Source organism: Mycobacterium shunyiense, from assembly GCF_058270035.1.
Genome location: NZ_JBZDPT010000003.1, coordinates 107235 through 132988, shown reverse-complemented (window position 1 = coordinate 132988; position 25754 = coordinate 107235). Strand labels below are relative to the sequence as shown.

Annotated in this window: 25 protein-coding genes; 16 read left to right on the top strand and 9 right to left on the bottom strand. The window is 67.1% G+C overall.

Going from position 1 to position 25754, the window contains the following annotated elements; translation table 11 throughout:
* Positions 1-70: 70 nt before the first annotated feature.
* Complete coding sequence (locus AC4ELS_RS03415) at positions 71-1243, top strand: hypothetical protein (protein ID WP_499045864.1); 1173 nt, start codon at positions 71-73, stop codon at positions 1241-1243.
* A 30-nt stretch (positions 1244-1273) separates the two neighbouring features.
* Here the strand turns inward: AC4ELS_RS03415 and AC4ELS_RS03410 are convergent, their stop codons facing one another.
* On the bottom strand, positions 1274-1399 hold the full coding sequence (locus tag AC4ELS_RS03410) for a hypothetical protein (protein WP_499045862.1): 126 nt from the start codon (positions 1397-1399) through the stop codon (positions 1274-1276).
* A gap of 46 nt (positions 1400-1445) precedes the next feature.
* Here AC4ELS_RS03410 and AC4ELS_RS03405 point away from each other — a divergent pair, with 46 nt between their 5' ends.
* On the top strand, positions 1446-1850 hold the full coding sequence (locus AC4ELS_RS03405) for a helix-turn-helix domain-containing protein (protein WP_499045860.1): 405 nt from the start codon (positions 1446-1448) through the stop codon (positions 1848-1850).
* Here the strand turns inward: AC4ELS_RS03405 and AC4ELS_RS03400 are convergent.
* Complete coding sequence (locus AC4ELS_RS03400; protein ID WP_499045857.1) at positions 1825-2541, bottom strand: GntR family transcriptional regulator; 717 nt, start codon at positions 2539-2541, stop codon at positions 1825-1827. The genes AC4ELS_RS03405 and AC4ELS_RS03400 overlap by 26 nt on opposite strands.
* Before the next feature lie 176 nt (positions 2542-2717).
* Between AC4ELS_RS03400 and AC4ELS_RS03395 the strand changes: the two genes are divergently transcribed.
* From AC4ELS_RS03395 to AC4ELS_RS03380, 4 genes are read left to right on the top strand one after another with little or no spacing between them, the layout of a single operon-like run.
* Complete coding sequence (locus AC4ELS_RS03395) at positions 2718-3695, top strand: phosphate/phosphite/phosphonate ABC transporter substrate-binding protein (protein WP_499045854.1); 978 nt, start codon at positions 2718-2720, stop codon at positions 3693-3695.
* Positions 3696-3701: 6 nt separating this feature from the next.
* Entirely contained in the window at positions 3702-4514 is an 813-nt protein-coding gene (phnC, locus tag AC4ELS_RS03390) for a phosphonate ABC transporter ATP-binding protein (RefSeq protein WP_499045851.1), read from the top strand.
* Entirely contained in the window at positions 4511-6106 is a 1596-nt protein-coding gene (gene phnE, locus AC4ELS_RS03385; RefSeq protein ID WP_499045849.1) for a phosphonate ABC transporter, permease protein PhnE, read from the top strand. Before phnC ends, phnE begins: the two co-directional genes overlap by 4 nt.
* Positions 6082-7095: a zinc-binding dehydrogenase gene (locus AC4ELS_RS03380; protein ID WP_499045847.1), complete on the top strand. Its 1014-nt coding sequence runs from the start codon at positions 6082-6084 to the stop codon at positions 7093-7095. The genes phnE and AC4ELS_RS03380 overlap by 25 nt, the downstream gene beginning before the upstream one ends.
* A 115-nt stretch (positions 7096-7210) precedes the next feature.
* Here AC4ELS_RS03380 and AC4ELS_RS03375 read toward each other — a convergent pair whose 3' ends face one another.
* The 3 genes from AC4ELS_RS03375 to AC4ELS_RS03365 form a co-directional block, all read right to left on the bottom strand.
* Complete coding sequence (locus AC4ELS_RS03375) at positions 7211-8080, bottom strand: glycoside hydrolase family 16 protein (RefSeq protein WP_064957656.1); 870 nt, start codon at positions 8078-8080, stop codon at positions 7211-7213.
* A gap of 87 nt (positions 8081-8167) precedes the next feature.
* On the bottom strand, positions 8168-8617 hold the full coding sequence (locus tag AC4ELS_RS03370) for a cupin domain-containing protein (RefSeq protein WP_064877759.1): 450 nt from the start codon (positions 8615-8617) through the stop codon (positions 8168-8170).
* A 183-nt stretch (positions 8618-8800) separates the two neighbouring features.
* Complete coding sequence (locus AC4ELS_RS03365) at positions 8801-10651, bottom strand: Hsp70 family protein (protein WP_499045845.1); 1851 nt, start codon at positions 10649-10651, stop codon at positions 8801-8803.
* Positions 10652-11066: 415 nt separating this feature from the next.
* On the opposite strand from AC4ELS_RS03365, the gene AC4ELS_RS03360 reads away from it, so the two are divergent.
* Both AC4ELS_RS03360 and AC4ELS_RS03355 read left to right on the top strand, forming a co-directional pair.
* Positions 11067-12575, top strand: coding sequence for an FAD-dependent oxidoreductase (locus tag AC4ELS_RS03360; protein WP_499045842.1), 1509 nt, complete (start codon positions 11067-11069; stop codon positions 12573-12575).
* A gap of 39 nt (positions 12576-12614) precedes the next feature.
* Positions 12615-13073, top strand: a complete 459-nt coding sequence (locus AC4ELS_RS03355) for a nuclear transport factor 2 family protein (protein ID WP_169619053.1) — start codon at positions 12615-12617, stop codon at positions 13071-13073.
* Position 13074: 1 nt separating this feature from the next.
* Here AC4ELS_RS03355 and AC4ELS_RS03350 read toward each other — a convergent pair whose 3' ends face one another.
* A complete protein-coding gene (locus tag AC4ELS_RS03350) occupies positions 13075-13728 on the bottom strand; it encodes a L,D-transpeptidase family protein (RefSeq protein ID WP_499045840.1) in 654 nt (217 codons plus the stop codon).
* A 79-nt stretch (positions 13729-13807) separates the two neighbouring features.
* On the opposite strand from AC4ELS_RS03350, the gene AC4ELS_RS03345 reads away from it, so the two are divergent.
* Positions 13808-15271, top strand: a complete 1464-nt coding sequence (locus AC4ELS_RS03345) for a bifunctional phosphatase PAP2/diacylglycerol kinase family protein (protein ID WP_463806464.1) — start codon at positions 13808-13810, stop codon at positions 15269-15271.
* On the opposite strand, the gene AC4ELS_RS03340 is transcribed toward AC4ELS_RS03345, so the two are convergent.
* Entirely contained in the window at positions 15225-15899 is a 675-nt protein-coding gene (locus AC4ELS_RS03340) for a phosphatase PAP2 family protein (protein ID WP_436971732.1), read from the bottom strand. The genes AC4ELS_RS03345 and AC4ELS_RS03340 overlap by 47 nt on opposite strands.
* Positions 15900-15957: 58 nt before the next feature.
* Between AC4ELS_RS03340 and AC4ELS_RS03335 the strand changes: the two genes are divergently transcribed.
* The 3 genes from AC4ELS_RS03335 to AC4ELS_RS03325 are packed head-to-tail and all read left to right on the top strand — an operon-like array spanning position 15958 to position 18912.
* Positions 15958-16440 (top strand): hypothetical protein, encoded by a 483-nt coding sequence (locus tag AC4ELS_RS03335; RefSeq protein ID WP_499045837.1) that lies wholly within the window; start codon positions 15958-15960, stop codon positions 16438-16440.
* A gap of 58 nt (positions 16441-16498) precedes the next feature.
* The gene (locus AC4ELS_RS03330) at positions 16499-17494 is read left to right on the top strand and encodes an AurF N-oxygenase family protein (RefSeq protein ID WP_499045834.1); all 996 of its coding nucleotides are present in this window, start codon (positions 16499-16501) and stop codon (positions 17492-17494) included.
* Entirely contained in the window at positions 17494-18912 is a 1419-nt protein-coding gene (locus tag AC4ELS_RS03325) for an FAD-dependent oxidoreductase (RefSeq protein ID WP_499045831.1), read from the top strand. The genes AC4ELS_RS03330 and AC4ELS_RS03325 overlap by 1 nt, the downstream gene beginning before the upstream one ends.
* On the opposite strand, the gene AC4ELS_RS03320 is transcribed toward AC4ELS_RS03325, so the two are convergent.
* On the bottom strand, positions 18913-19626 hold the full coding sequence (locus tag AC4ELS_RS03320; protein ID WP_064877745.1) for a TetR/AcrR family transcriptional regulator: 714 nt from the start codon (positions 19624-19626) through the stop codon (positions 18913-18915).
* A gap of 121 nt (positions 19627-19747) precedes the next feature.
* On the opposite strand from AC4ELS_RS03320, the gene AC4ELS_RS03315 reads away from it, so the two are divergent.
* From AC4ELS_RS03315 to cysN, 4 genes are all read left to right on the top strand, one after another.
* The gene (locus AC4ELS_RS03315) at positions 19748-21118 is read left to right on the top strand and encodes a sulfatase family protein (RefSeq protein ID WP_463790455.1); all 1371 of its coding nucleotides are present in this window, start codon (positions 19748-19750) and stop codon (positions 21116-21118) included.
* 78 nt (positions 21119-21196) lie between these two features.
* Positions 21197-22000 (top strand): trehalose 2-sulfotransferase, encoded by an 804-nt coding sequence (gene stf0 / locus AC4ELS_RS03310; protein ID WP_064957666.1) that lies wholly within the window; start codon positions 21197-21199, stop codon positions 21998-22000.
* Positions 21997-22944 (top strand): sulfate adenylyltransferase subunit CysD, encoded by a 948-nt coding sequence (gene cysD / locus AC4ELS_RS03305; protein WP_499045828.1) that lies wholly within the window; start codon positions 21997-21999, stop codon positions 22942-22944. Before stf0 ends, cysD begins: the two co-directional genes overlap by 4 nt.
* A 31-nt stretch (positions 22945-22975) precedes the next feature.
* Positions 22976-24835, top strand: a complete 1860-nt coding sequence (gene cysN, locus AC4ELS_RS03300) for a sulfate adenylyltransferase subunit CysN (protein WP_499045825.1) — start codon at positions 22976-22978, stop codon at positions 24833-24835.
* Here cysN and AC4ELS_RS03295 read toward each other — a convergent pair.
* On the bottom strand, positions 24832-25668 hold the full coding sequence (locus AC4ELS_RS03295) for an alpha/beta fold hydrolase (protein ID WP_499045822.1): 837 nt from the start codon (positions 25666-25668) through the stop codon (positions 24832-24834). The genes cysN and AC4ELS_RS03295 overlap by 4 nt on opposite strands.
* Positions 25669-25754: the final 86 nt, after the last annotated feature.

Here is a 25754-nt window from a genome sequence, read left to right as displayed (position 1 = left end):
TCGGCGACTTTCCAGATACCTTCGCGCGGTCAGCAATAGCTGGCATCCCGCTGTTGCGAAGGAGACCTTCTTGAACCTCGCTCTACGGCCGTATATGACGGCCGGTGTCGCCTTGGTCGGCGCCGGCGTCATCGCAGTCACCCCGGTGGCCGCGCCCCCGACTGCGGTGCAATCCCACTCGATACAACTCAGCGCGGCAATCGATAACCCGATCGAGGTCTTCGCCCCGGTATTCGCCCAGGCGAGCACTGTGATTCAAAATGCGATCCAAGCCGAGATAGACGATCCGTTCCCCATCATTGTCGGGCTGGCCGGCAAGCTCGCCGCGGACGGCAAGACGCTCGGCGACATCGCCAGTACTCTCGGCCAGTCCTACGCGGGTCTGGTGGCCGGCCTCCCAGGGGCGTTGACGACGTACGCCCAGAAAATCGCAGCCGGAGATTTCACCGGAGCGGTTGGCGCGTTTATGCCCATCGCCATGGGACCGTTCATGACCACGTTCATGCAGCTGATGAACTTCCAGAGCTTCGTGAAAACCCAGTTCGATGTCGCGAGGGATTTGACCGGCGCCGCGATCGTGACCGCATGGTCCCTCGGCCCCGGGCAGCTGCTGTCGGTGTACGGCATCATCGGCGCGGTAACGAACACGCTCGGCGAGCTCGTAAAGGCAGTGCCCACAGGTGATCCCGGCAAGATCGTCAACGTCATCCAGCACGGTGCCGCGAATATCGCAACGGCGGCCCTCGGCGCTGCCGACTTGTGGAGGTGGTCCCTCGACGACGCACGTCAAAATTTCCGCGACATTCTGAATCCTCCGCCGCCGGACCCGGAAGAAGAGTTCCGGACCGCGAAAGGCGTTCCCGATCTGGCGAAGTCCCTACCGACCGCAGAGGCAGTGACGCTCGAAGCACCGCTGTCGGCGCCGAACACCGAGGCGGTAACCGAGGTCGATTCGTCCCCCGCGGCAACCGCGACGGACGAGGTAACCCGGACGGAGGACGTCACGACGCCTGCGACGAAGCCTCTCGTTCGGGACAGCCTGGTCGCGGTGCCCGGGAAACCCGGCGTGACATCGGCAGCGAAGACGGAGCGAAACAAGTTGGCCTCGACTATCAGTGAACGAGTCTCGACCACCGTCAACAAGATTGGCGAAGACGTCAAGAAGGCATTCGCCAACCCGGCCAAGCAGGCCAAAGCGGACAAGAGCGACGCCGGTGCCGGCAGTTCAGGGGGCGCCAAGTAACACCGACGCAGGTCGGCCTGGCCGGGATCGTCACTCGATCACGGCCAGGCCGTAGCCGCGCAGGTCGATGTTGGCCATCTTCTCGAACTGGGCGGCTCCGAGCGGATACGGTTGTGACTCAATTACATAGATGCGTATGAAGTCCTGAGATCTCAAGGCCGCCGAAGCAACTCCTCACCGACTCGATAGATGGAAAAGGAACGTGGCAAGCACCAACTTGTGCGTGGAAGATTCACCGCTTCAGGCCGAACGTCGACCTGACATCCTGAGTTCGGCCACCCAATCCAAGCTCATCGATTTCCTCGAGGGCAGCATCGACTCAAGCGTCACCCTCGAAGCTCTTGCGCGGCAAGCGGACATGCCCGTGCCCGTTTTCATCACCGCATTCCGCGCCGCGTTTCACACCACGCCGTATCAATATCTGCTGAACTTGCGATTCGAACGCGCCAAGCATCTACTCCGATATACCTCGCGGACGATTGCCGAGATCAGTGCACTGGTCGGGTTTTCGCGGCCGAGCCACTTCTCCAGTGCCTTCCGGCGGCGCGTCGGAGTGTCACCGCGGGCCTATCGGGACCACCCTACGGCGCCGTCATCACCGCAGTGAACGTCATCCGGTCACCCCGGTACAGGGAACGCCGTTGCTCGATCGGGATTCCGTGCTGGTCGTAGGACACCCGGTTGAGCAGAAACATCGGGGTCCGGGTGTCGACGGTGAGCAGGGCCGATTCGCGTGAGTCCGGCAGCGCGGTCTCGATGGTGTCGACGGTCCGCGCGAAATGAACCCCGCGGCTGCGGATCTCGGCGTAGAGCGAGTCGCGGTAGTCGAAGGTTTCCCGCAGGCCCGGGTAGCGGGCGGCGGGCAGCTTCGTGGTCTCCAGCCCGACCCGGATGCCGTCAGTGGTGAGGACGCGCTCGAGCTGCAGGATCGGTGCACCGATGTCGATGGCGAGTTGGCCGGCCAGGATGTCGTCGGCGATGAGATCGCTCCAGCCGACGAGGATGCGCCCACCGCTGCGGCCCTGCTCCTTGACGGCCTCGGTGTAGGACCCCATGGACAGGGGCTGCAGGATCTTGGGCCGGGCGACAATGGTGGTGCGGCCGCGTCGTTCAATACGTCCGGCCAACAACAGCTCTCGCAACGCCTGCCGAACTGTTTCGCGGGCGACGTCGAACCGTTCAGCGATGTCGCGTTCCGCCGGGAACGGGTCTCCGACCTCCAGGTCGTCGAGCAGTCGCTCCAGTTGCGCACGGACAACCTGGTGCTTGAGAACCCTCGGTTCTGCACTCGCGGACACCTGCCCACAGTAGCAAGTTTTGGTATAGACCAAGACTTGCCGTGTTGTTAACCTCCTCGCCAACTTTGATGCACCCGCTGGTATAGACCAACCCACAGGGTGTGAGGCAGGGCAGCTGCGCACCCCCGCTCGCGCACTGCCCGTCAAACGTCCCCGCCCGAAAGGTCTCGCGCGCCATGAAGTTCCGTACCGCTCGCACCTCAGCCCGCATCGCTGCCGTGGCAACCGCCAGCGCCGCCCTCGTCCTGTCCGGTTGTTCGAGCTCCGACAACTCCGACGCCAAGACCGCTCAGGGCTTCCCCGAAACCCTCACCCTGGCCGCGATCCCGGCCGAGAACTCCACCGACCTCAAGGCCAGCTACCAGCCGCTGATCAAGCTGCTGGAGAAGGAGACCGGCTCCAAGGTCGAGTTCGTGCAGGCCTCCGACTACGCCGGGGTGGTGGAGGGCATCATCGCCAACAACGTCGACCTCGCCTTCTTCGGCCCGTTCGCCTACGTGGTGGCCGGCGTCAACGGCGCCAAGGTCACCCCGGTTGGCGCCGTCATCCAGGAGCAGGGCGCCAAGCCCGGCTACCAGTCCTACGGCCTGGCGCGGACGGACGAAGCGAACGTCAACGGCCTCAAGGACTTCGCCGGCAAGAAGGTCTGCTTCGTCGACCCCAGCTCGACCTCGGGATTCCTCTACCCCACTGCCGGGCTGATCGAGGCCGGGGTGATCAAATCCGGATCAGAGGGCGATCTGTCAAAGGCCATGTCGCCGATCTTCGCCGGCGGCCACGACTCCTCCGCCCTGGCGATCGCCAACGGTGACTGCGACGCCGGCTTCGCCTTCGACACCATGGTGGACAAGACCATGATCGCCAAGGGTGACCTCAAACCTGGTCAGCTCAAGACGGTCTGGAAGTCGGAGATGATCGCCGGGTCGGTCTTCGCCGCCAACGATTCACTCGGCCCCGAGGCCATCGGCAAGCTGAAGACCCTCTTCGCCGACAAGGTGAACGTGCCCAACCTGGAGGCCGAGGGCTTCTGTCAGGGCGACGCCTGCCGGATCACCGACGAACGCGCGTGGGGATTCGTCCCCGTCGAGGATTCGGACTACAGCGGCGTGCGCCACGTCTGCGACGTCACCGGCTCCGAGAAGTGCAAGGGCTGAGATCCCATGAGCGCGGACGGACCCCATCATTCCGTCGCGGGCGACGATCTCGTCGTCATCGCGCGCGACGTCACCAAACGCTTCGGTGACACCCTGGCCCTCGACCAGGTCAGCCTCGACGTCCGGCGCAGCGAGATGCTGGTGCTGCTCGGCCTTTCCGGGTCGGGCAAGTCCACCCTGCTGCGCTGCCTCAACGGACTGCACCCGGTCACTTCCGGCAGTGTCGAGGTCGGCGGTACCCACGTCGACACCGCCTCGGCCAAACAGTTGCGCGCACTGCGCCGCAACGTGGGGTTCGTTTTCCAGCATTTCAATCTGGTCGGGCGGCTGAGCTGCCTGGAGAACGTCCTGATCGGCGGTCTCGGACAGCTGCGGCTCCCCCGCTACGGGGCCCTGACCTACCCCAAGGGGATGCGCGCCGAGGCCCTGAGCTACCTGGACCGCGTCGGCCTCGCCGACTACGCCGAGCGGCGCGCCGACACCCTCTCCGGCGGTCAACAGCAACGCGTCGCGATCGCCCGCACCCTGATGCAGAAGCCCGGCCTGCTGCTGGCCGATGAGCCCGTCGCCTCACTGGATCCCGAAAATGCCGGAGTGGTCATGGATCTGCTGTTCCGGGTGTGCATCGAGGAGAAGCTGACCGTGGTGTGCACGCTGCACCAGGTGGATCTCGCGCTGGGTTGGGCCCACCGACTGGTCGGCCTGCGCAACGGCCAGAAGATCCTCGACCGGCCCGCCGTCGGCATGACCCGCGACGATGTCATGGAGATCTACCAACGCGTCGACCCCGCAGCCCGTTCGGCGGCCCGGCCCTCGTGAGCACCGACCTGACCGAACGCCCGACCCCGTCCGCGCCGCCGACACCGCAGCGCCGGCCGCTACCGAACCTTCTGCACCTGGTCGGCGTTGCAGCGGTACTGGCCACCCTCGTCGCGGCCTGGTCGATCGACTTCGCCCCCGCCACACTGCTGAACGGGTTCGACGAAGTGATCGCGTTGCTGCAGCGCATGATCCCGCCCCGGCTCGATGATCCGGCACGCATCGGCGGCCTCGCGGTGGAAACCCTGTTGATGGCCGTGCTGGGGACGGTGCTCGCAGCGATCGCCTCTGTGCCGCTGGCCTTTTTGGCCGCCCGCAACACCACCCCGCACCCGGCGGTACAGGCGGTGGCCCGGGGAGTCATCACGTTCTGCCGCGCCATGCCGGACCTGCTGTTCGCGGTCCTGTTCGTCCGCGCTCTCGGAATCGGCGTGCTACCCGGCATTCTCGCGTTGGCCATCCATTCCATCGGCATGCTCGGCAAGGTGTTCGCCGACGCCATCGAACAGACCGACCCCGGCCCACGGGAAGCGGTCCGCAGCACCGGTGTCGGCTATTTCCGCGAGATGCTCAATGCTGTCGTCCCCCAGGCCATCCCGTCCTGGATCGCCACCTTCATCTACCGCATCGACATCAACCTGCGCATGTCGGTGGTACTCGGCTTCGTCGGTGCGGGCGGCATCGGCTTCGCCCTGCAGGATGCCTTGCGCGGCTTGATTTACCCGAGGGCCCTCGGCATCGCCTGCGTCATCCTGGCGATCATCGCCGCGATGGAGCTGCTGTCGATCGTGATCCGGCGGATGCTGCTGGATTCGGCGCAGTCGAACCCGGCACGCGAGCACGCCGCCCGGTTCTTCTTCGGCGGTGCACTGCTCGCGACCTGCATCGCGGCCCTGGCGGTGTTGAAGATCAATCCGCTGTCCCTGATCACCTGGGTGGGCCCGGCCGCCGAGGTGTGCACCCGGATGATCCCGCCCAACTTCTCGGCGCTGGGCGGTGAGTTGTTCGCAGCTGCAGGACAAACCGTCGCCATCGGCGTGGTGTCCACCGCGATCGGTGTGGTGTTGTCGATCCCGGTCGGCATCCTGGCGGCCCGCAACGTCACACCCCACCCGTCGGTCTATTGGCTGGCCCGGGCTTGGATCCTGCTGGTGCGGGCAGTACCCGAACTCATTCTGGCCGTGGTGTTCGTCGCCGCATTGGGGCTCGGTCCCATCGCCGGTACCTGTGCACTGGCCATCGGCTCCATCGGGTTCCTGGCCAAACTGGTCGCCGACGCGGTCGAGGAGATCGATCCCGGTCCTCTGGAGGCGGTGCGCTCGGTGGGCGGCGGTTGGTGGAAGACGTTGTTCTCCGCCGTGATTCCGCAAGCCATGCCGGCCATGGTCGGGTCGAGCCTCTACCTGTTCGACGTGAATGTGCGGACCTCGACCATCCTGGGCATCGTCGGTGCGGGCGGGGTCGGCTACCTGCTGTTCGAGTCGATCCGCACGTTGAACTTCGACGTCGCCGGTGCAATCGTCCTCGTCATCTTCGTCATCGTCTACGCCATCGAAAGGTTGTCCGGATGGATCCGATCCCGCCTCGTGTGACGATGGCCGCCGTCTGGACCGGTGCCGGTGTCGACGTGCTGACGGTGCCTATTCCCGCGCTCGGCGCCGGTGAGGTCCTGGTCCGGGTGCGGTTGGCCACGGTGTGCGGCAGCGACCTGCACACCGTCACCGGCCGGCGTCCCGCCGCCTGCCCGTCGGTTCTCGGTCATGAGGCCGTCGGTGACGTCGTCGCCACCGGTCCGGGTGCGGATATCCAAGTCGGGCAACGCGTTATCTGGTCGGTGACGGTGGCCTGTGGTGAGTGCCCACGGTGCAGGTCGGGTCTTAGCGCCAAATGTCTGTCGGTGCGTAAGGTCGGCCATGAGCCGTTCGACGGGGACTGGGCACTGTCGGGTTCCTATGCCGCACATGTGGTCCTGCCGCGCGGCACCACCATCGTCGTGGTCCCCGACGCACTTTCCGATGCCGTCGCCGCACCCGCGGCTTGCGCGACCGCGACGGTGATGGCCACCCTGGAAGCTGCAGGCGAACTGGGCGGCCGCCGAGTGCTGATCGGCGGTGCGGGCATGCTCGGCCTGAACGCAGTCGCGGCCTGTGCGGACGCCGGTGCCGATGTGCAGGTGGTCGACCGCAACGCCGACCGCCTGGCGTTGGCGGCGCAGTTCGGTGGCCGCGCCTCCGATGGTGGGCGGGTCGATGTGGCGATCGACTACACGGGTTCCTCGGCAGCCGTGGCGGATGCGTTGGGACGCCTCGACATCGGCGGCACCCTGGTGTTGGCCGGATCGGTCACCCCCGGACCGCCGCTGGCGGTGGATCCGGAAACTGTTGTGCGGCAATGGCTGACCATCACCGGCGTGCACAACTACGAGCCCAGACACCTACACCGGGCCGTGGAGTTCCTCGACCGCACGCGCGAGCGCCATCCGTGGGACGCGCTCGTCGTCGCGCCGGTGCCGCTGAAGCAGATCGCATCGGCATTGCATTCGCCCCCGCCCGGCAAGCTCCGGACGGCAGTCTGCCCTTGACCGGCGACCGGGTCGCCTTGCAGCGCACAAAGTCACACTGGAGTGGCGCTCGACTTCGAGCGCCACTCCAGCGTGACAAAGCAAGGTATGGCGGGAGGAAGATCCGGACGAAAGCTCAGCCCTGGAAGACGCGGATCCAGTCGACCAGCATCTCGGCCGGGTAGCTGCCACCGCTCGGATCGCGGCCACCGGAGCCGCCGACGGCGATGTTGAACACCGGCACCAAGGTGTAGCCCGGATCATTGAAAGGCCAGTCTTCCAACGAGTTTGCCGGGACCTCGAAGAAGGGATCCATGCCCGGGGCATAGTCCTTCCAGAAGTACATTCCCTGCGGCGTCCACGACATCCGCCAGGTGTGCCAGCCGCTGTCGATGGGATGCGGGTTGGTGGCGAAGGACTCGCCGTCCAGCCGGGCGTGCACCGTGGAGCCCGACGGCCAGTCACGGTTGCCGTACCACTCGACGAGGTCGACCTCGCCGCCGCGGACGGGATCGTCGTTGAGGAGCCAGAACGCGGGCCAGGCGCCGTCGGTCAGGCAGTTGAGCTTGACCCGGGCCTCCCACGTGGTGCCGATGCCACCGCGCCAGTTTCCGACGACCTTGGCGCTGGCGTACTTCTCCTGAACGGTGGTGCCGGGACCGCGCGTCGCGCGGATCACCAGGTTGCCCTTGCCATCCTGGAACGCGTGCTCGGTGTCGGTGACGTAGCGGCCCATGTTGAACGGCTTGTCCCACTCGACCGGGTTCTTGATGGTCTCGCGCTCCGGGATCAGATGCCACCATGCCGGGTCCGGCGGAGAGCCGGCCGGGCCGTTGAACTCGTCCTGGAACAGGAACGTCGGCGACGCTGCGGTAGCAGCCGGCGGGGTGGGCGCTCCGGGCGCGGCGGGACCGGGTGCGGCTGGGTCGGCGTTGGCCGTCCCGGCCGGCAGCGCTGCCGCCGCCACCCCCAGACCCATCATGAACATCACACTGCGACGATCCATCTCAGGCACAGCAGAACTTTAACCGAACTCTTACCGAGATATTCGCCCCCTGCCCAAAGTTTCGTGGTCGCAAGCCCGTTTCCCCAGCTAGAGGCACTGTGCGGGCGCGTCGTCCCGCACCGGAGCGTCGGCGGGCAGCGTGTAGGTGACGACGACATCGGCGTCGACAGCGCCCTCGTTGTTCACCCGGTGGGGCACGCCGGCGGGAATGACAACCGCCTGGCCCGCGGTGTACTCCGCAGGTACGCAGTCGACCGCGGTCTGCACCACCACGGCGCCCTCGTTGATCACCGACTGCTCCGGTCCGGGATGGGTGTGCCAACCGCTGCCGGCGCCGGGTTTGAGCACCAGCCCGTGGACATGCAGCGTGGTGGGCTGACCCGCGGTGAACACCCAGATCGGCGCGGTGGTGGTGCCTTTGCCGAGATCGGTGCGCACGACGTCACCCTCGGCCGGAGTTGCTGCAGCGGGGCCGACCGACATCCCTGCGGCGACGACTGCCATGGCGCCCACGGCGACGGCATGAATGCGCTTCATCGTTCCTCCCGGTTTGACCGAGAAGGTACAGCCGAACCACGCGGCCGGCAGCGTATTGCCCAACCACGCCGTCAGTCGTCGCCCGAGGCCAACCCTTCCCGCCCACATGGCGCGGACCGCTGCGCTGCTGTCAGTTCACTGTATTGAGAATGCGCGCAACACTTTTCGATCCGAGCAACACCATCAGGGATAGGGCTGGAACGGATTCTGCGGCTGCTGCTGGTAGGGGTACTGCGGCTGATACGGGTACTGGGGTTGCTGCGTCTCGCCACGGTTCGGCACCTGGATCGGAATGGGCACCGGGACGAACGGCACGGTGACATACGTCGTCGTCATCGGGTTCGTCGTCGTGGTGGTTGTGGTCGGTGTCGTTGTAGTGGTGGTGGTCGGCGGCGTCGTGGTGGTCGTCGTCGTGGTCGTGGTGGTCGTGACCGGAGGAGGCGTCGTCGTCTGCGTGACGACGTGTGTCTCTGTCACGGGCGGCGGCGGGGGCGGGGGCGCCTGAGTGACGGTGACCGGCGGCGGCGCGGGTGCCTGGGTAACGGGCTCGGGAGCCGGCGGCGGCTCGGCCGGCGGCGGGGGTGCGACCGGACTCGGCGCCACTTCCTGCGGAGGCAACGGTTTGGGCTCGGGTGGCTTGACCTCCGAACTCGGCGCGGTACCAGTCGCACTGGTCAACGCATACGTCACACCACCGATGGCGACCAGGACCAACGCCGCGGCCACCGCGAAAACCGTCAGCGGCAACCGCTCCCACCCGCCACGCGGCTGCTCGATGGGACCCGTCGGCGGAACATACTGCACCGCCGGACGCGCCGCGGTCTCACTGCCGTAGGACTCCACCAGATCGGGACCGGTGTACGGCACCACGTCGTCGCCCGCGTCGTCTTCGGACCATGCCAGCGCCCGGAACGTCGACGACGCCTCAGAACCTCCTGCACCGGCAGGCATTTCGGCCAGCGGGGGCACCGCCGCCGCGCCAAGGGTGGGAGCCACGCCCGTCTGCGCCTCGGCGTCTGCGGAGTAGGCGGCGGACAACGCGGCCCCGATGGCGGCATCCAGCGCCGGTTGCGGCGTGGTCACCACCTGCGCCTGCGAATGCTGCGAAAGCTGTTGGGTGACAAGCGGAATACTGGCGCCACCACCGATGGTCACCACTGCCGACACCGCCGGCCAGCTGATCCCGTTGCGCTCCAAGGCCTTTTCCAGCGCATCCAACGCACCGGCGAGCGGTGCCTGCATCAGCCCTTCGAGTTCCGTGCGGGTGACCCGCACCGTGGCCGAATATCCGGGCAGCTCGACCACCAGATCGGTGGCGGTCTCCGCCGACAGCCGTTCCTTGGCCTGACGGCACTCCTCGCGCAGCCGGGCCAGGGAGCCGACCGCCGCTGTGCCGGCCGGATCGATACCGCCGGCCTGCGCGACACCGTCGAGCACATGGGTCAGCAGCGCCTGATCGATCTGGTCACCCGAGAAATCGGAATAGCGGGTGGTCTCGTCGATCGGCTCGAAGGCCGCCGCGGCGTCGGCCAGCGTGATGCTGGTACCGCCGCCGCCGAAATCCAGCAGGGCCACCACGCCGTTGGACGGCAGGCCCGGGTTGGCACGCAGCGCCGCCAGCGAGGCGACGGCATCGGGGACGAGCCGGGCGGGCCGACCGTCACGCGACAGGCTGGGGTTGTGCCGCAGCGCGTTGCGCAGGGCCCGCAAGGTGGGCGCACCCCAGTGCGCGGGCACCGCGATCGCCAGCTGGTCGGAGGGTCCGCCGACCAGCTCGACCATCGCATCGAGGGCCTCGACCAACAGGGTGTCGGCGGGATAGGACGCACCATCGGGCGCCACCAGCGGAACCGGGTCGCCGACCCGCTCGACGAATCCGCCGAGCGTGACACCGGGACCGGATTCGGGCACGCCGACCTGCGGCGTCCGGTCGGTCGACAAGGTCAACACCGAACGCCGGCTGACAGGTTGATTGCCGACACGCGCCGCAACCAAGTTGGTGGTCCCGATCGACAACCCCAACGGGCCGCTCATAACGCACGCCACGATAGCCGCACTGCCGGCCCGGGGCCCCTCGACACTCCGCAGTAGCCCGGCGAAGCCCGTTCCGCCGGTGCGGTTTTGACTGCTTCAGCAACGCTCATGCGACACACAGGAACGCAGATGGTTACTGCAGATGACTGCCGGGCAGGACGCCTGGCAACGATTGTCCGGGCGGCTGCGACGAGTGTGCAGCTTCTTGAGCCGGACATCGAGTGTCCGTCACGAAAGCCTGCACACTCGCCACAGCGGCCGGGAGGGACCCCACCTGACAGAGACCGCACCGACGAATCGGGCACACTTCTCAGCCCCACACCCAAAGCTGTTTCGCTTCAACGCTTTTACCATCGCCAGGAGCACCGCTCTCAACCTACGTTTGAGTTCCCCACCTGCGGGTACAGCCATATCCGTGACGTCACTCTGGCTTGCCGACCGCCCCGAGCACCGCATCGTGCCCACTCTCGACGAGGAATCCGCGCGGAGCGCGGACGTCGTCGTGGTCGGCGCCGGGATCACCGGCCTGGTCACCGCCGTCCTACTGGCACGGGCCGGGCGAGATGTGCTGGTCCTGGAGGGGCGCACCGCCGGTGCCGGGGCGACCGGCAACACCACCGCGAAGATCAGCCTGCTGCAAGGCACCCGGATGACCGACATCGTGGGCAAGCATTCGCCCGACGTGGCCCGACAGTACGCCCAGGGCAACCTCGAAGGTCAGCAGTGGCTGATCGACTATTGCGAGCAGCGGCAGATCGGCCTGCAGCACGAGGCCGCCTACACCTACGCGCAGTCACCCAGCGGGATGGCAAAGGCGAAGGCCGAACTGAAGGCCTGCCAGGCCGCGGGCCTCGATGTCGAATGGGTCGATGACGCCGACGTCCCCTTTCCGTTCCATGGTGGAGTTCGGTTGGCCGATCAGGCTCAGTTCGATCCCATGCCGTTCCTGGACAGCCTGACCGCCGAACTGCACGAACGCGAAGGGCGACTGGTCGAGGGCGCCAGGGTGCAACGCGTAAGCCATGAGGGTGGGGCTCGCCTCAAACTCCGGGTGCGGACGAATACCGGCAACGAGATCGACGTAGTCGCCGATCGCTGCGTACTGGCCACCGGCGTTCCTATTCTGGACCGGGGTGGATTCTTCGCGCGACTGACTCCTCACCGCTCCTACTGCATGGCATTCCAGGTACCGGGCGATATCACCCGCGGCATGTTCATCTCGACCGATTCCCCTACCCGCTCAATACGTTCGGCTCCGACGGCCGACGGCGAGCGGCTCATCGTCGGCGGTGCCGGCCACCCAGTCGGGCGCGGCAGCGACCCCGCTGCCGCCACCGACGAGCTGGCGTCGTGGGCCAAGCAGCACTGGCCCGGGTCCCTCCAGACGCACTTCTGGTCCGCACAGGACTATTCACCCATCGACGCACTTCCTTACGTCGGCCCGATCCTGCCGGGGCATGAAGAGATCTTGGTGGCAACGGGTTTCGACAAATGGGGCATGACCAACGGGGTGGCCGCCGCACTGGCGCTGACGGGCCGGATCCTAAGCGGTCGGATGGACTGGGCCGAGGCCTTCGCAAGCTGGAGCCCGCACGAGCTGTCCGGCATCGCCACTGCGGTGCAGGCCAATCTGACCGTCGGACTGAACATGGCCAAGGGCTGGATCGCTCCGGTCACCCGCATCGGTAGGCCCGCCACCGAGGACTGCGGCGTGGTCAGCGGGCCGCCGTGGCGTCTGCAAGCACGCAGCGTCGTCGACGGAGTCGAGCGCACCGTGTCGCCCGTGTGCCCCCACCTGGGCGGCATCGTGAACTGGAACGACGCCGACAAGTCCTGGGACTGCCCGCTACACGGGTCCCGCTTCGCGCCGGACGGCACCCTGATCGAGGGACCGGCCACCCGCGACCTCACGCGTTCGGCATAGCGTCACACCCGCTGTGGCCGGTGTGCTCCAATGTCGGGCATGGGTGACATCGACGACATCAAGCAAGTCAAATACCGGTACCTGCGTGCGCTCGACACCAAGCACTGGGACGAGTTCGCCGACACCCTCACCGAGGACGTCGCGGGCGACTACGGACAGTCGATGGGCAAGACGCTGCACTTCACCGAGCGCGACTCGCTGGTGGAGTACATGAAGGCCTCGCTGGGTCCCGAGGTCATCACCGAACATCGCGTCGCCCACCCCGAGATCGAGGTCAACGGCGACGACGCCACCGCCACCTGGTACCTCCAGGACCGCGTGATCGTCCCCAGCATGAACTTCATGCTGTTCGGCTCGGCGTTCTACCACGACACCTACCGCCGCACCGCCGACGGCTGGAAGATCAGCAGCACCGGCTACGACCGCACCTACGACGCCACCCTCTCGCTGGAGGGGCTCAACTTCAAGCTCGAGCCCGGTGCCGCCCTCAATCTTTGAGCTATTGCGCGACGGCGATCACGGCGCCCGGCCGTAGCCACTGCATGATCTTGACGAGCATGGCGTCGTCGATCGCCACGCAACCGGCGGTCGGCCCGCCATCAGTGGTGTGCACGAAGAACGCGCCACCGTTGCCGGGCACCCGTGCCTTGTTGACGCCCATCACGATGGCGTGTTTGTAAGCGGTGATATCGAGGTTCTCGGTGCCGCTGGCCGGGTTGGTGTTGAACGGGCACTGCGCCTTCTTGCACACCTGCATGGTGTTGTAGGTCGGGCTCTTCATGTCCCCGTCCCACCAGTGATCAGGCGTCACCTGGACGTACTGCAGCCCGCCACCGGGATTGGGGGCGGTACCGAACGCGAAGTCGAGGGTGAAGACACCCATGGGCGTCTTCATCTCCCCGTCATGGGTCTGCGGGGCCATGCCATTGGAGCCGATGTTGGCCGGAATCCCGGCAGCCACCGGCTGCCAGCCCGCCGGCCCGCGTTGCCAGACATCCATCTTCGCCTTCGAACCACCCACTCCGACAACGGAAATCACCTGGGTGGCGTTGCCCACCGACGGGGCGAACCAGGGCGGTTCGACGGCGCCGGCCGTGGGCGCGCATGCCAGAGCCAACACCCCGGCACACAGCATGGCGAGCAGTCGGCGCATCCGTCCATCGTCGTCGGCCTGCCTCTCGGGCGGATAAAGCTTGGAGCACGATCCGGTCGCGACCGGCTACGTTGGCGACATGGACGTGCGCGCGATCGGCAAGGGCCTCGGCACATTGGACCGCGAGGTCTTCGAAGCGGTCGCCGAGTCACCGAGCCCCCTACTGGATTCCGTGATGCCCGGCTTGACCCGGGCCGCAGACCACTCCAAGCTGTGGTTTGCCATCGCGGCCGCCATGGGTGCGCTGGGCGGCACATCGCTGCGGCGTGGCGCCGCGCGAGGCGTCGTCAGCCTGGCGATAACCAGCCTGGTGACCAACCAGGTGGCCAAACGGATCTGGCGGCGGCCCCGCCCCGACCGCAGTCTGATCCCGTTGGCCCGGCGGACCCGACGCGTCCCCACCTCGCATTCCCTGCCATCGGGACACTCCGCGAGCGCGGCGGCCTTCGCGGTGGCCGTAGGCCTGGAATCCCCGGCCGCCGGCCTGCCGCTGGCGCTGCTCGCCGGCCTGGTCGGGCTGTCCCGGGTGGCCACCGGTGCGCACTATCCCGGCGACGTGTTCGCCGGGTTCGGCATCGGCGCCGCGATCGCGGTCCTCGGCGCCCGCATCGTCCCGACCATCCCGACCGCCACCCTGCCCCGCTCCGAACCGCTGCGATATCGCACCGAGCCCCGACCGGACGGTGCCGGCGTGGCACTGGTGATCAACCCGGCCTCCGGCGACGGGACGGGCGCACGGATCGTCGACGACGTGCGTAACGCTCTGCCGCGCACCGAGATCGTCGAACTCGGTGACGACGATGACATCGAAACGGTGTTACGCGAGACGGCGGCCCGCGTCGACGTGCTCGCGGTGGGCGGCGGCGACGGCACGGTGGCGTGCGCGGCCGGCATCGCCGTCGAGGCGGGGGTCCCGCTCGCGGTGTTCCCCGGCGGCACGTTCAACCACTTCGCCAAGGACATCGGTTGCGACACGGTGGCCCGCACCGTGGCGGCGATCAAGGACGGCGCCGCGGCCTACGTCGACCTGGTGTGCCTCAACGAGGAACGCATGGTGATCAACACCGCCAGCATCGGCGCCTACCCGAACTACGTGCGGATGCGGGAGAAGCTCGAACACCGGATGGGCAAGCGACTGGCCGGGATGTACGCGCTGTATCTGACGCTGCGCCGGGAAGCGCCGGTGCGGATCAGCTACGACGACAAAACCCTTGAGACGGAACTGTTCTTCCTGGGCAATTCGACGTACTTCCCGTCCGGGTTCGCCCCGTCACAGCGGCCGCGTCTCGACGACGGCCTGATTGACGTGCGGATCCTGGAGACCGGGCGACGGTTCAGCCGGCTGCGCATCGCGACGGCCGTCGCGTTGGGACGGCTCGAACGCAGCCCGCTCTATCACGAGCTTCAGGTGCCGGAGTTCCGGTTCGTCGTGGTCGACGGGCCCACCACATTGGCCCACGACGGAGAGGTTGGTGAGGCGCTCAGCGAGGCCAGCTTCACCGTGCGGTACCGGGCGCTACCGGTGTTTCGTCCGCTGCCGTGATCGCCGACGGGTACGGCGGGTACAGCAGGAACACGGCCACGAACCAGACGTAGCCCAACGCCCAGCCGGCCACCACATCCGAGGGATGGTGGACGTTGAGCACCACCCGGCCCACGCCGATCGCGACGATGACGAGCACGCCTGCGGCCACCCACCACGCCCGCAGGTTGGGACGCAGTGCCGGCCACGCCAGGGCCAAAAGAGCCAGTACCGAGACCATCACCCCCAGCGCGTGCCCGGACGGGAACGAGGTGGACAGGGCGTGGACCAGCGCGGTGGACGGCCGCGGACGGTCGACCAGGAACTTGGCCGCCTCGGTGATCACGGCGCTGAGCTCGATGGTCAACACCAGGTACCACGCGATGCGCCACCGGCGGCGCACCAGCGCGACGACGATCATCACCAAAGCCAGCAACCGGAAGGCGAACGGCCCGAGCACGGTGCAGAACACGTCCCACGCGGTCACCCAGCCGGGATGCGCCGAGCCGTACCGGTATGGACCTGCCAGGCCCGCGGCGTCGACATCGGCCAGCCAGGTCCACTGCATCGCGTAACCGATCCACAGCGCCGCGTACAGCACGGCGGCCAGGGCCGCGGTCACGATCAGCCATCGGGCACGAGTTCCCACCAGATAATCTCTACCAGCTCCCATCGATTTGCCATGTTTGCGCGCTACCGTCGAAGGCATGGCTCTGATCCTGCGAAAGCTGATGCACATCGGCGGGCTGCCAGAGGGTCTGCGGGCAGAGGCCGAAGCCGAAGGCATCCTCTTCCTCGCTGAGTACATCCCGGTGACCAGGCGTTTCACCGGATCGATCCCGGGAACGCGATCGGCAGGGAGCGTCGCCAGCTACGCCGGTTCACTGGTCCTCACCAACTACCGGGTACTGGCCACCATGTCCACCCTGCCCAAGCTCGCCGGCCGCAGCATCGACCAGCCCTGGTCGGCCCCGCAGGTCGGTGCGGTGCACGCCGAGCTCAGCGAGGCGGGGCTCACGCTGCAGGCCGACGTGGCCCAGATCGACAAGCGTGGTCACGGGAAACTGTCGCTGCACTACAAGACCGAGATCCCGGACGAGGTGCTGACGCGGCTGCCGCGCCGGTCTCTGGCCTTCGATGTCGGCCCCGAGTACGTGTTCCGTGCGGTCGGCGTGCCGTACCACCCGTAGCAAACTCCACCACAAATCCGGTATTTACCGAGACCCAATGTCTCGGTAAATTGTCGCCATGGCTTCCACCTCTCTCGACACCGCACGGCAGGATGCGGACTACCGGGACCTGTTGCAGACGCTGTCCGAGGGTTCCGTGCGCCGCCGCTTCGATCCCTATCTGGACATCGCGTGGGACTCCCCCGATCTGGCGATCGACCTGGACGATCCGAGGTGGGTGCTGTCACCGAACGTCGACCCACTCGGCGCCACCGCCTGGTATCAGAGCCAGCCGCTGGCCCGGCAGATCGAGATCGGCCGGTGGCGGACGCTCAACTCCGTCAAGGTCGGCGCGGCGTTCGAGAGCATCCTCATCCGCGGGTTGATGGCGTTCATCATGAAGCTGCCCAACAACTCGCCCGAGTTCCGTTACGCATTGCACGAGATGACCGAGGAGTGCAACCACATCCAGATGTTCCAGGAGCTGGTCAACCGGTCAGGCGTCGACGTGCCCGGCATGCGGCCGCTGTTCCGTCGGTTGTCGCCGTACATCGGCCTGGTCGGCCAGTACTCGCCGACGGCGTTCATGGCGGGCATCCTCGCCGGTGAAGAGCCGATCGACCATTTCCAGAAAGGCCTGATCCGCGAGGGCGCCAACATTCCGCCCGCGGTGCTGCGCACCATGCAGATCCACATCGCCGAAGAGGCCCGCCACATCTCCTGGGCGCACGAGTTCCTCAAAACCCATATGCCGGAACGCTCGTGGCAGATGAAGGCGTTCGCGTGTGTGGCATTTCCGTTGACGCTGCGCTGGCTGGCCCATGAGATCGTGGCGCCCCCGAAGTCGTTCGGCGAGGAGTTCGGGATTCCGCGGGCGGTGATCAAGGACGCGTTCTGGCGCAGCCCGCACTCACGCAAGATCCTGTCCGGATACTTCGGCGAGATGCGTTCTCTCAGCGAGGAGCTCGGGCTGATGAACCGGGTCGGCCGGTGGGTGTGGAAGCGCTGCGGCATCGACGGCGAGGCCGCCCGCTACCGCGCCGTGCCGGACCGTGAAGCGGTTGCGCTCGCCTGATGCCGCATGTCATCACACAGTCCTGCTGCAGCGACGCCTCGTGCGTCTACGCCTGCCCGGTGAACTGCATCCACCCCACGCCTGACGAACCTGACTTTCACACCGCCCAGATGCTCTACGTCGACCCGGTCGAGTGTGTCGATTGCGGCGCATGCGTGTCGGCATGCCCAGTGGATGCGATCAAACCGCATACCAAGCTGACCGCCGCCGAAGACGTGTTCACCACACTGAACGCCGATTTCTACGCCACACCGCGCCACCGACCGGTGCTGGCCCCGGTGGTGCCGCCGTTACAGGTGCGCGCGGGCGACCTGCGCGTGGCGATCGTCGGATCGGGCCCGGCCGCGATGTATGCCGCCGAAGAGGTGCTGACCATTCCCGGCGCCCGGGTTCGGATCTATGAAAAGCTCACTCAGCCCTACGGTTTGGCCCGGTACGGGGTGGCCCCCGATCACCAGCGCACCCGCGGGGTCGCCCGGCAGTTCGACCAGATCACCGCCGACCCTCGGCTGTCGATGCGCCTGGGCGTCGAGGTCGGCAGCGACATCACCCATGACGAGCTGCTGAATGAGCACCACGCCGTCATCTACGCAGTCGGTGCCTCAACCGACCGTCGGCTCGACATCCCAGGCATCGACCTGCCCGGCGTCACCTCGGCCACCGACTTCGTCGCCTGGTACAACGGTCATCCCGATCACGCGGGCCGCTCCTTCGATCTGGCTCATCGACGCGCCGTTGTGATCGGCAACGGCAATGTCGCACTCGACGTCGCACGCATCCTCACGATCGACCCGGACCTGCTCGCGGGTACGGCCATCGCGCCCACAGCCCTGGAAGCGCTGCGCCACAGTGCAATCGAAGAGGTGGTCGTGGTCGGGCGGCGCGGGATCGAGCAGTCCGCGTTCACCATCCCCGAGCTGGTCGGGCTGTGCTCCACACCGGGTGTCGACGTCGTCGTGCGTGAAGAGGACCTGCGGATGTTGCCCGGGTCGGATCCCCGGTCCGCGATTCTGCGCGCCGCGCCACGCGGAGCGGGCCATCGCCGGATCGCGCTCGAATATCTGCTGTCACCGACCGCGATCCGCGGCCGGTCCGCAGCCACGGGTGTGGAGTTCGTCCATAACGAGCTGGTCGCCGCGGCTGACGGATCAGTGCGGGTGAAATCGAGTGGGCGCGAACGGGTTATCGACGCCGGCCTGGTGCTGACATCCATCGGTTACCGAGGCCGGCCGGTGGCGGGACTGCCGTTCGACGAAGGCACCGCGACGGTCCCGCATGAGGGCGGCCGGGTCACGCGCGGCGTGTACGTGACCGGCTGGATCAAACGTGGGCCGACCGGCTTCATCGGGACCAACAAGTCCTGCGCCCAGGAAACCGTGCGGAGCCTGGTCGACGATTACAACGCCGGACTGCTCTAGCTAGCGCTTGGTCAGCGCGGCGATCACGGCCGTGAACTCGTCGTCGCGGTTGATCTCCAGGCCGCTCGCGCGCGCCGCGCCGTCCAGGACGTACCAGGCGAAGTCAGCGAGGTGCGTCACGACCTCTTCGCGTGAGCGCTCTGGCGCCGCGCCACGGATCCACGCCGACAAGGTGGCTTCCACCATCGTCACCACCGCGAACGGCACGGTCTTGAACGCGCTGTCGTCCACTCCGATAGTTTGGGCGATCGCGGCGATGACCTCCTCGGACTGCCTGGTCATCCGGAGCTTCAGCTCGCTGACCGCGTCGAGTGTGCCGTCGCCCTCGAACGTCGGACCGCGCCGGACGAAGTCATCGAGCCGCGGGTGATCAAGCATCCAATCGGCAACCGCCGCCACGGTGCGGGTCAGGATGTCGCGCAAGGAGCCGTTCGAGACATCGAGGTTGGTGTCGAGAACCGCGGCAAAATCGTCGAACACCCAGGACCGGACCCGCCGCTCAAGCTCGTCCTTGCCGGTGAACTGCCGGTACACCACCGACTTCGCCAGGCCGGCGCGCTCCGCGATGCGCACCATCGAGATTTCCGTGCCCGGCGGATTCTCCTCGACCAATGCCACCGCTGCCTGCAGGATCTGGGCACGCCGCTCGGTGTTGTGCTGCTCCCAGCGGGCCTCATAACCGCTGACCGCAGCGGGATCGGTGGCGGTCGGCATGGGTCCACCCTACCGACGGCATCGCACCCGATACGCCGGATAAGTAGCTCTCGATGAGTCAAACGGTTGCGGGCTGCGCATTCAGGCTGTTCGGTCGTAGGGTGGACGGAAAGGATGTGACGTGACGGAGCCGCAACGGCAGAACCTGCTGATCGTGCACTGGCATGATCTGGGGCGCTACCTCGGCGTATATGGCCACTCGGACGTGACCAGCCCGCACCTCGACCGTCTCGCCGCCGAGGGGGTGCTGTTCACACGTGCCCACGCCACCGCCCCGCTGTGCTCGCCGTCGCGGGGCTCGCTGTTCACCGGTCGCTACCCGCAGAGCAACGGACTGGTGGGCCTGGCCCATCACGGCTGGGAGTACCGCGCCGGGATACGCACGCTCCCGCACCTACTTGCCGAATCGGGCTGGCACACAGCCCTGTTCGGTATGCAACACGAAACCTCGCAGCCGGCCAATCTGGGGTACGCCGAGTACGACGTGTCGAACTCGTTCTGCGAATACGTCGTCGAGCAGGTCAACGCCTGGCTGACCGCTCCGCCGCGGCAACCGTTCCTGCTGACCGCCGGCTTCTTCGAAACGCACCGACCGTACCCGCGCGAGCGATACGAACCGGCCGATTCGGGGTCCGTCGAGCCTCCCGACTATCTGCCTGACACCGCCGAGGTGCGCGACGACCTCGCGGAGTTCTACGGATCGATCGCGGTCGCCGACGCGAAGGTGGGTGAACTGCTGGCCACGTTGGCCGCGACCGGTCTCGACGAGAGCACGTGGGTGGTGTTCATGACCGACCACGGGCCGGCGTTGCCCCGGGCCAAGTCGACGCTGTACGACGCGGGCACCGGCATCGCGGTGATCGTGCGCCCACCGCGGGGCGCCCGCATAACGCCACGCCGCTATGACGAACTGTTCAGCGGGGTCGATCTGCTACCCACCCTGCTGGACCTCCTCGGCGTCGAGATCCCCGACGAGGTCGAGGGCCTGTCGCACGCCAGCAACCTCACGGCCACGCCCACGGAAACGGCAGAGGTCCGGTCCGAGGTGTATACGACAAAGACCTATCACGATTCTTTCGACCCGATTCGCGCCATTCGCACAAAGGAATACAGCTATATCGAGAATTACGCGGCGCGGCCATTGTTGGACCTGCCGTGGGATATCGCCGACAGCCCCTCGGGACGCGCACTCGGCGATACCGTCCTGAGCCCCCGCCCCGGCCGCGAACTGTACGACCTCGTCGCGGACCCGACCGAGAGCAACAACCTGCTGGGAGCGGACGTCACCGACAAGGCCGAGGCGATCGCCAACGATCTGGCACTGTTACTCAACGACTGGCGCGAGAAGACGCTCGATGTCATTCCCTCCGAATTCGCCGGCACCCGGATATCGGAGCGTTACACCGAGACGTATCTGCATATCCATGGCCGCCCGGCCACCAGCAGATCGGCCATCGCCGCCGACCGCGGCATCACCGATACCCACCAATAGTTTTCCTCACGATGAACGAAAACTCTTGACGCCGAGTTAAATAGGCGCCGCAAACAAATCATGATTAGAGTCTCGCCCATGCCAGATCATCCGACGGCCTACCTGGTGCTCGCGTCTCAGCGCAGCGGCAGCACCTTGCTGGTGGAATCCCTGCGTGCCACCGGCATGGCCGGTGAGCCCCAGGAGTTTTTCCAGTACCTGCCGACCACGAGTATGTCGCCGCAGCCGCGGGAATGGTTCGCCGGTGTCGAGGACGAATCGATCCTGCGCCTGCTCGACCCGCTGGTCGAGGGCAAGCCGGACCTGGCGCCGGCCGAGATCTGGCGTGACTACATTCGCACCGTCGGCCGGACTCCCAACGGGGTGTGGGGCGGGAAGCTGATGTGGAATCAGACGCCGCTGCTGCTGGAGCGTGCCGAGGGTCTGCCCGAACGATCCGGGCCCGGCCTGCTCGCCGCGATCCGCGATGTCACCGGCAGCGACCCGGTGCTCGTCCACGTCTACCGTCCTGACGTTGTGTCGCAGGCGGTTTCGTTCTGGCGGGCGGTGCAGACCAGGGTGTGGCGCGGCCGGGCCGATCCGGTGCGCGATGCCCGCGCCGAGTACCACGCGGGTGCCATCGCCCATGTGATCCGGCTGCTGCAGGCCCAGGAGGAGGGCTGGCGCGCCTGGTTCGCCGAGGAGAACATCTCCCCCATCGACGTGTCGTACCCGTATCTGTGGCGCAACCTGACGACCGTGGTGGCCACGGTGCTGGAGGCACTGGGCCTCGACCCGCGACTGGCGCCGCAGCCGGTTCTGGAACGTCAGGCAGATCAGCGATCCGACGAATGGGTGGACCGCTACCGCCGCGATGCCGAGAAGGAGGGGTTGCCGGTATGACGAGCGCCGATGAGCCGCTTGCGCGAAGAGCACCAAGCACTGACACCGTGCACGTCGACGAGCTGCGACTGCTGGAAGCCGAGGCGGTGCACATCATCCGCGAGGTCGTCGCCGAACTGCAGCGCCCGGTGCTGCTGTTCTCGGCGGGCAAGGATTCGATCGTCCTTTTGCGGTTGGCCGAGAAAGCTTTTCGTCCCTCACCGTTGCCGTTTCCGGTGCTTCATGTGGATACCGGGCACAACTTCGACGAGGTCATCGAGTTCCGCGACCGCCGCACCACCGGGCTCGGGCACAAGCTGGTGGTGGCCTCGGTACAGGAGACCATCGACAGCGGTCGGGTGGCCGATCCGGGGCCGGGTGCCTCACGCAACCGCCAGCAGACGCGCACGCTGCTCGACGCGCTGGAGGCCGGCGGATTCGACGCGGCGTTCGGCGGCGCCCGCCGTGACGAAGAACGGGCCAGGGCCAAGGAACGCATCCTCAGCTTCCGTGACGAGTTCGGTCAATGGGATCCGCGGGCTCAGCGCCCCGAGCCGTGGTCGCTGTATAACGGCCGGATCCGCAAGGGTGAGCAGGTGCGGGTGTTCCCGCTCTCGAACTGGACCGAACTCGACATCTGGCGCTACATCGAACTGGAAAACCTTGAGCTGCCGTCGATCTACTTCGCCCACGAGCGCGAGGTGTTCGAGCGCGACGGCATCCTGCTCGCGGTGTCCGAGTACGCCGCACCCGCCGGCGCCGAGAAGGCGGCGGTGGAGTGGGTGCGCTACCGCACCGTCGGCGACCTGACCATCACCGGAGCCGTGCGGTCGCGAGCCACCACCATCGACGGGGTGATCACCGAGATCTCGGCGGCCACCGTCTCCGAGCGCGGCGAGACCCGCGCCGATGACCGAACATCTGTTGCGGCGATGGAAGACCGGAAACGGGAGGGTTATTTCTGATGAGCGCTCGCGCGAAGAACCGAGGATCCTGATGTCCACGCGTCAACTGCTGCGCATCACCACCGCCGGTTCGGTGGACGACGGAAAGAGCACCCTGATCGGCCGCCTGCTGCATGACACCGACAGCCTGCCGCTGGATCATCTTGAGGCCGTGACCGATTCGGAAGGCGTTGCCGATCTGGCCGCACTGTCCGACGGGCTGCGCGCCGAACGCGAACAGGGCATCACCATCGATGTCGCCTACCGTTTCTTCTCCACCGCCACCCGCAGCTACATCCTGGCCGACACCCCCGGGCACGAGCGCTACACCCGCAACATGTTCACCGGCGCCTCCAATGCGCATGTGGCGATCCTGCTGGTCGATGCCCGGGCCGGAGTGCTGCGCCAGACCCGTCGCCACGCCCGCATCGCGAAGCTGTTGGGTATCACGCACTTCGTCGCGACGGTCAACAAGATCGACCTGGTCGACTTCGACAAGAGCCGGTTCGCCGAGGTCGAGCGGGAGCTGCAGCAGGTCGCCGACCGGCTCGGCGGGCTGGATCTGACGGTCATCCCGATCGCGGCCAAGCTCGGCGACAACGTGGTGCACCGCTCCGAGAACACCCCCTGGTACGACGGACCGACGCTGCTCGAATACCTCGAAAACGTCGAACTGTCTGCGCCGCATGCCGATCCGTCCAGTCTGCGACTCGCCGTCCAATGGGTATCGCGGCCGACTGCGGAACAGCGCCGTCGCTACACCGGCCGTCTGTCCGCGGGCACGCTTCAGGTCGGTGACCCCGTCGTGAGCCTGCCGGCCGGTACCCGCTCGGTCGTGACGGCCCTGGACACGCTCGACGATGACCGGTCGGTGGGCGTTGCGCCGCTGTCGGTTTCGATCGAGCTGGCCGACGACATCGATGTGGGCCGCGGCGACGTCCTCGTCAGTGGCCTCTCGGACCCGGCGCTGCCGGTGCTGGCCCGTGAGGTCGACGCGACGGTGTGCTGGTTCTTCGACGATCCGCTGCGCGCCGGCGACCGGCTGGCGCTCAAGCAGGGCGCCCGCACGGTGCGGGCCACGGTCCAGGAGTTGCACACCAAGCTGGACCCGGAAACCCTGGACGAGGTCGAGACTCCGGTTGAGCTGGCACTCAACGACATCGGCTCGGTCACGCTGCGCACCAGCTCGGTGCTCGTCGCCGACAATTACGCCGACAACCGCGACAACGGCGCGTTTATCCTGATCGACGAGGTGTCCAACGACACCGTCGGCGCCGGGATAATCCTGCAGGCCCGGGAACTCAAGCCGAGCGGGCACAACCGCTCCGACATCAAATGGCACCCCTCGTCACTGGACCGCGACTACCGCTGGAACAGCACGGGACAACGCGGCGCCACGATCTGGTTCACCGGCCTGCCCGCATCCGGCAAGTCCACGCTGGCGGTAGCGGTCGAGCGGGCCCTGGTCGAATCGGGTCAGGTGGCGTATCTGCTCGACGGCGACAATCTGCGCCACGGCCTGTCCGATGATCTCGGCTTCTCCGCCGGCGACCGGACCGAGAACATCCGCCGCGTCGGACATTTGACCCGGCTGCTGGCCGATGCCGGCGTCGTGGCCCTGGCCTCGCTCGTCTCACCGCTGAAGTCGGATCGGGATACCGCGCGGGCCCTCAACGACGCCGCCAAGCTGCCGTTCATCGAGGTGCATGTGGCGACGCCCGTCGAGGAATGCGCACGCCGGGACCCCAAGGGCCTCTACGCCCGGGCCCGCGCCGGCGAGCTCACCGGGCTCACCGGGGTCGACGCCCCCTACGAGGCCCCCGAGAACCCCGATCTGGTGCTCGACACGACCGGCGCCGTCATCGACGACCTGGTCCAGCAGGTGATCGACCTGCTCGGCACCCGCCGCTAACCGCCGATCGGTGGAGTACCGGCGGGTACGGCTGAGACTCCGCAGATCGCATCGACGATGCGGTCGGTGTGGGTGACGTACAACCCGTGGGCGGCGCCGGGGATCTCGATGAGCTCCGCGCGCGGCAGCAGCGCGGCGGTGCGTCGCCCGGTGAGTTCGATGGGTGTCGATGCGTCGGCGTCGCCGTGGACCAGCAGCACCGGAAGGTCGAGTTCGGCGAGCTCGGCCCGGTAGTCGGTGTGGGCGCCCATGCTCTGCGTGCCGAGCAGGGTCTCGACGGGCACGGCGGCGATCTGGTCCACCGTCCAGTCGACGACCTCGGGCGCCACGGTGTGGGCCCCGAAGAACGGCGGGGCGTTGTCGATACACCATTGCCGCACATCGCGTTCCAGCTCGACGAGGATTCCGTCGAGCATCTCCTCTGGAACACCGTCCGGGTTGTCCGGTGTCTTGACCACCAGCGGGAGTTGCCCCGCCACCAGCACCGCGCGGTTCACCCGTGCCGTTCCGTGCCTGCTGAGGTAGCGCACAATCTCCCCGCAGCCCAGCGAATGCCCCACCAGCGTCACATCGTCGAGATCCAGGTGTTCGACCACTCGGGCCAGGTCGTCGGCCAGCAGATCCACGGTCCACTCACCGTCATAGGCGCCCGAGCTTCCGTGCCCACGCCGGTCATAGGAGACACACCGAAAGCCCTTGTCCACCAGGCGGTCGATCACCTGATTCCACTGGCCCGAGTTGAGTCCCCACGAGTGGGTGAACACCAGCACCGGCCCGGACCCGGTATCGGTGTAGTGGATGTCGGTGCGGTCGGCGGTCTCTAACGTAGGCATGCGTCGATGGTCGACCGCGCAGGTACCCATGTCGATTACGTCGTAGGTAATGCCGGCTCCCCCGCTGCGCCGGGCTCCGCCGCTCT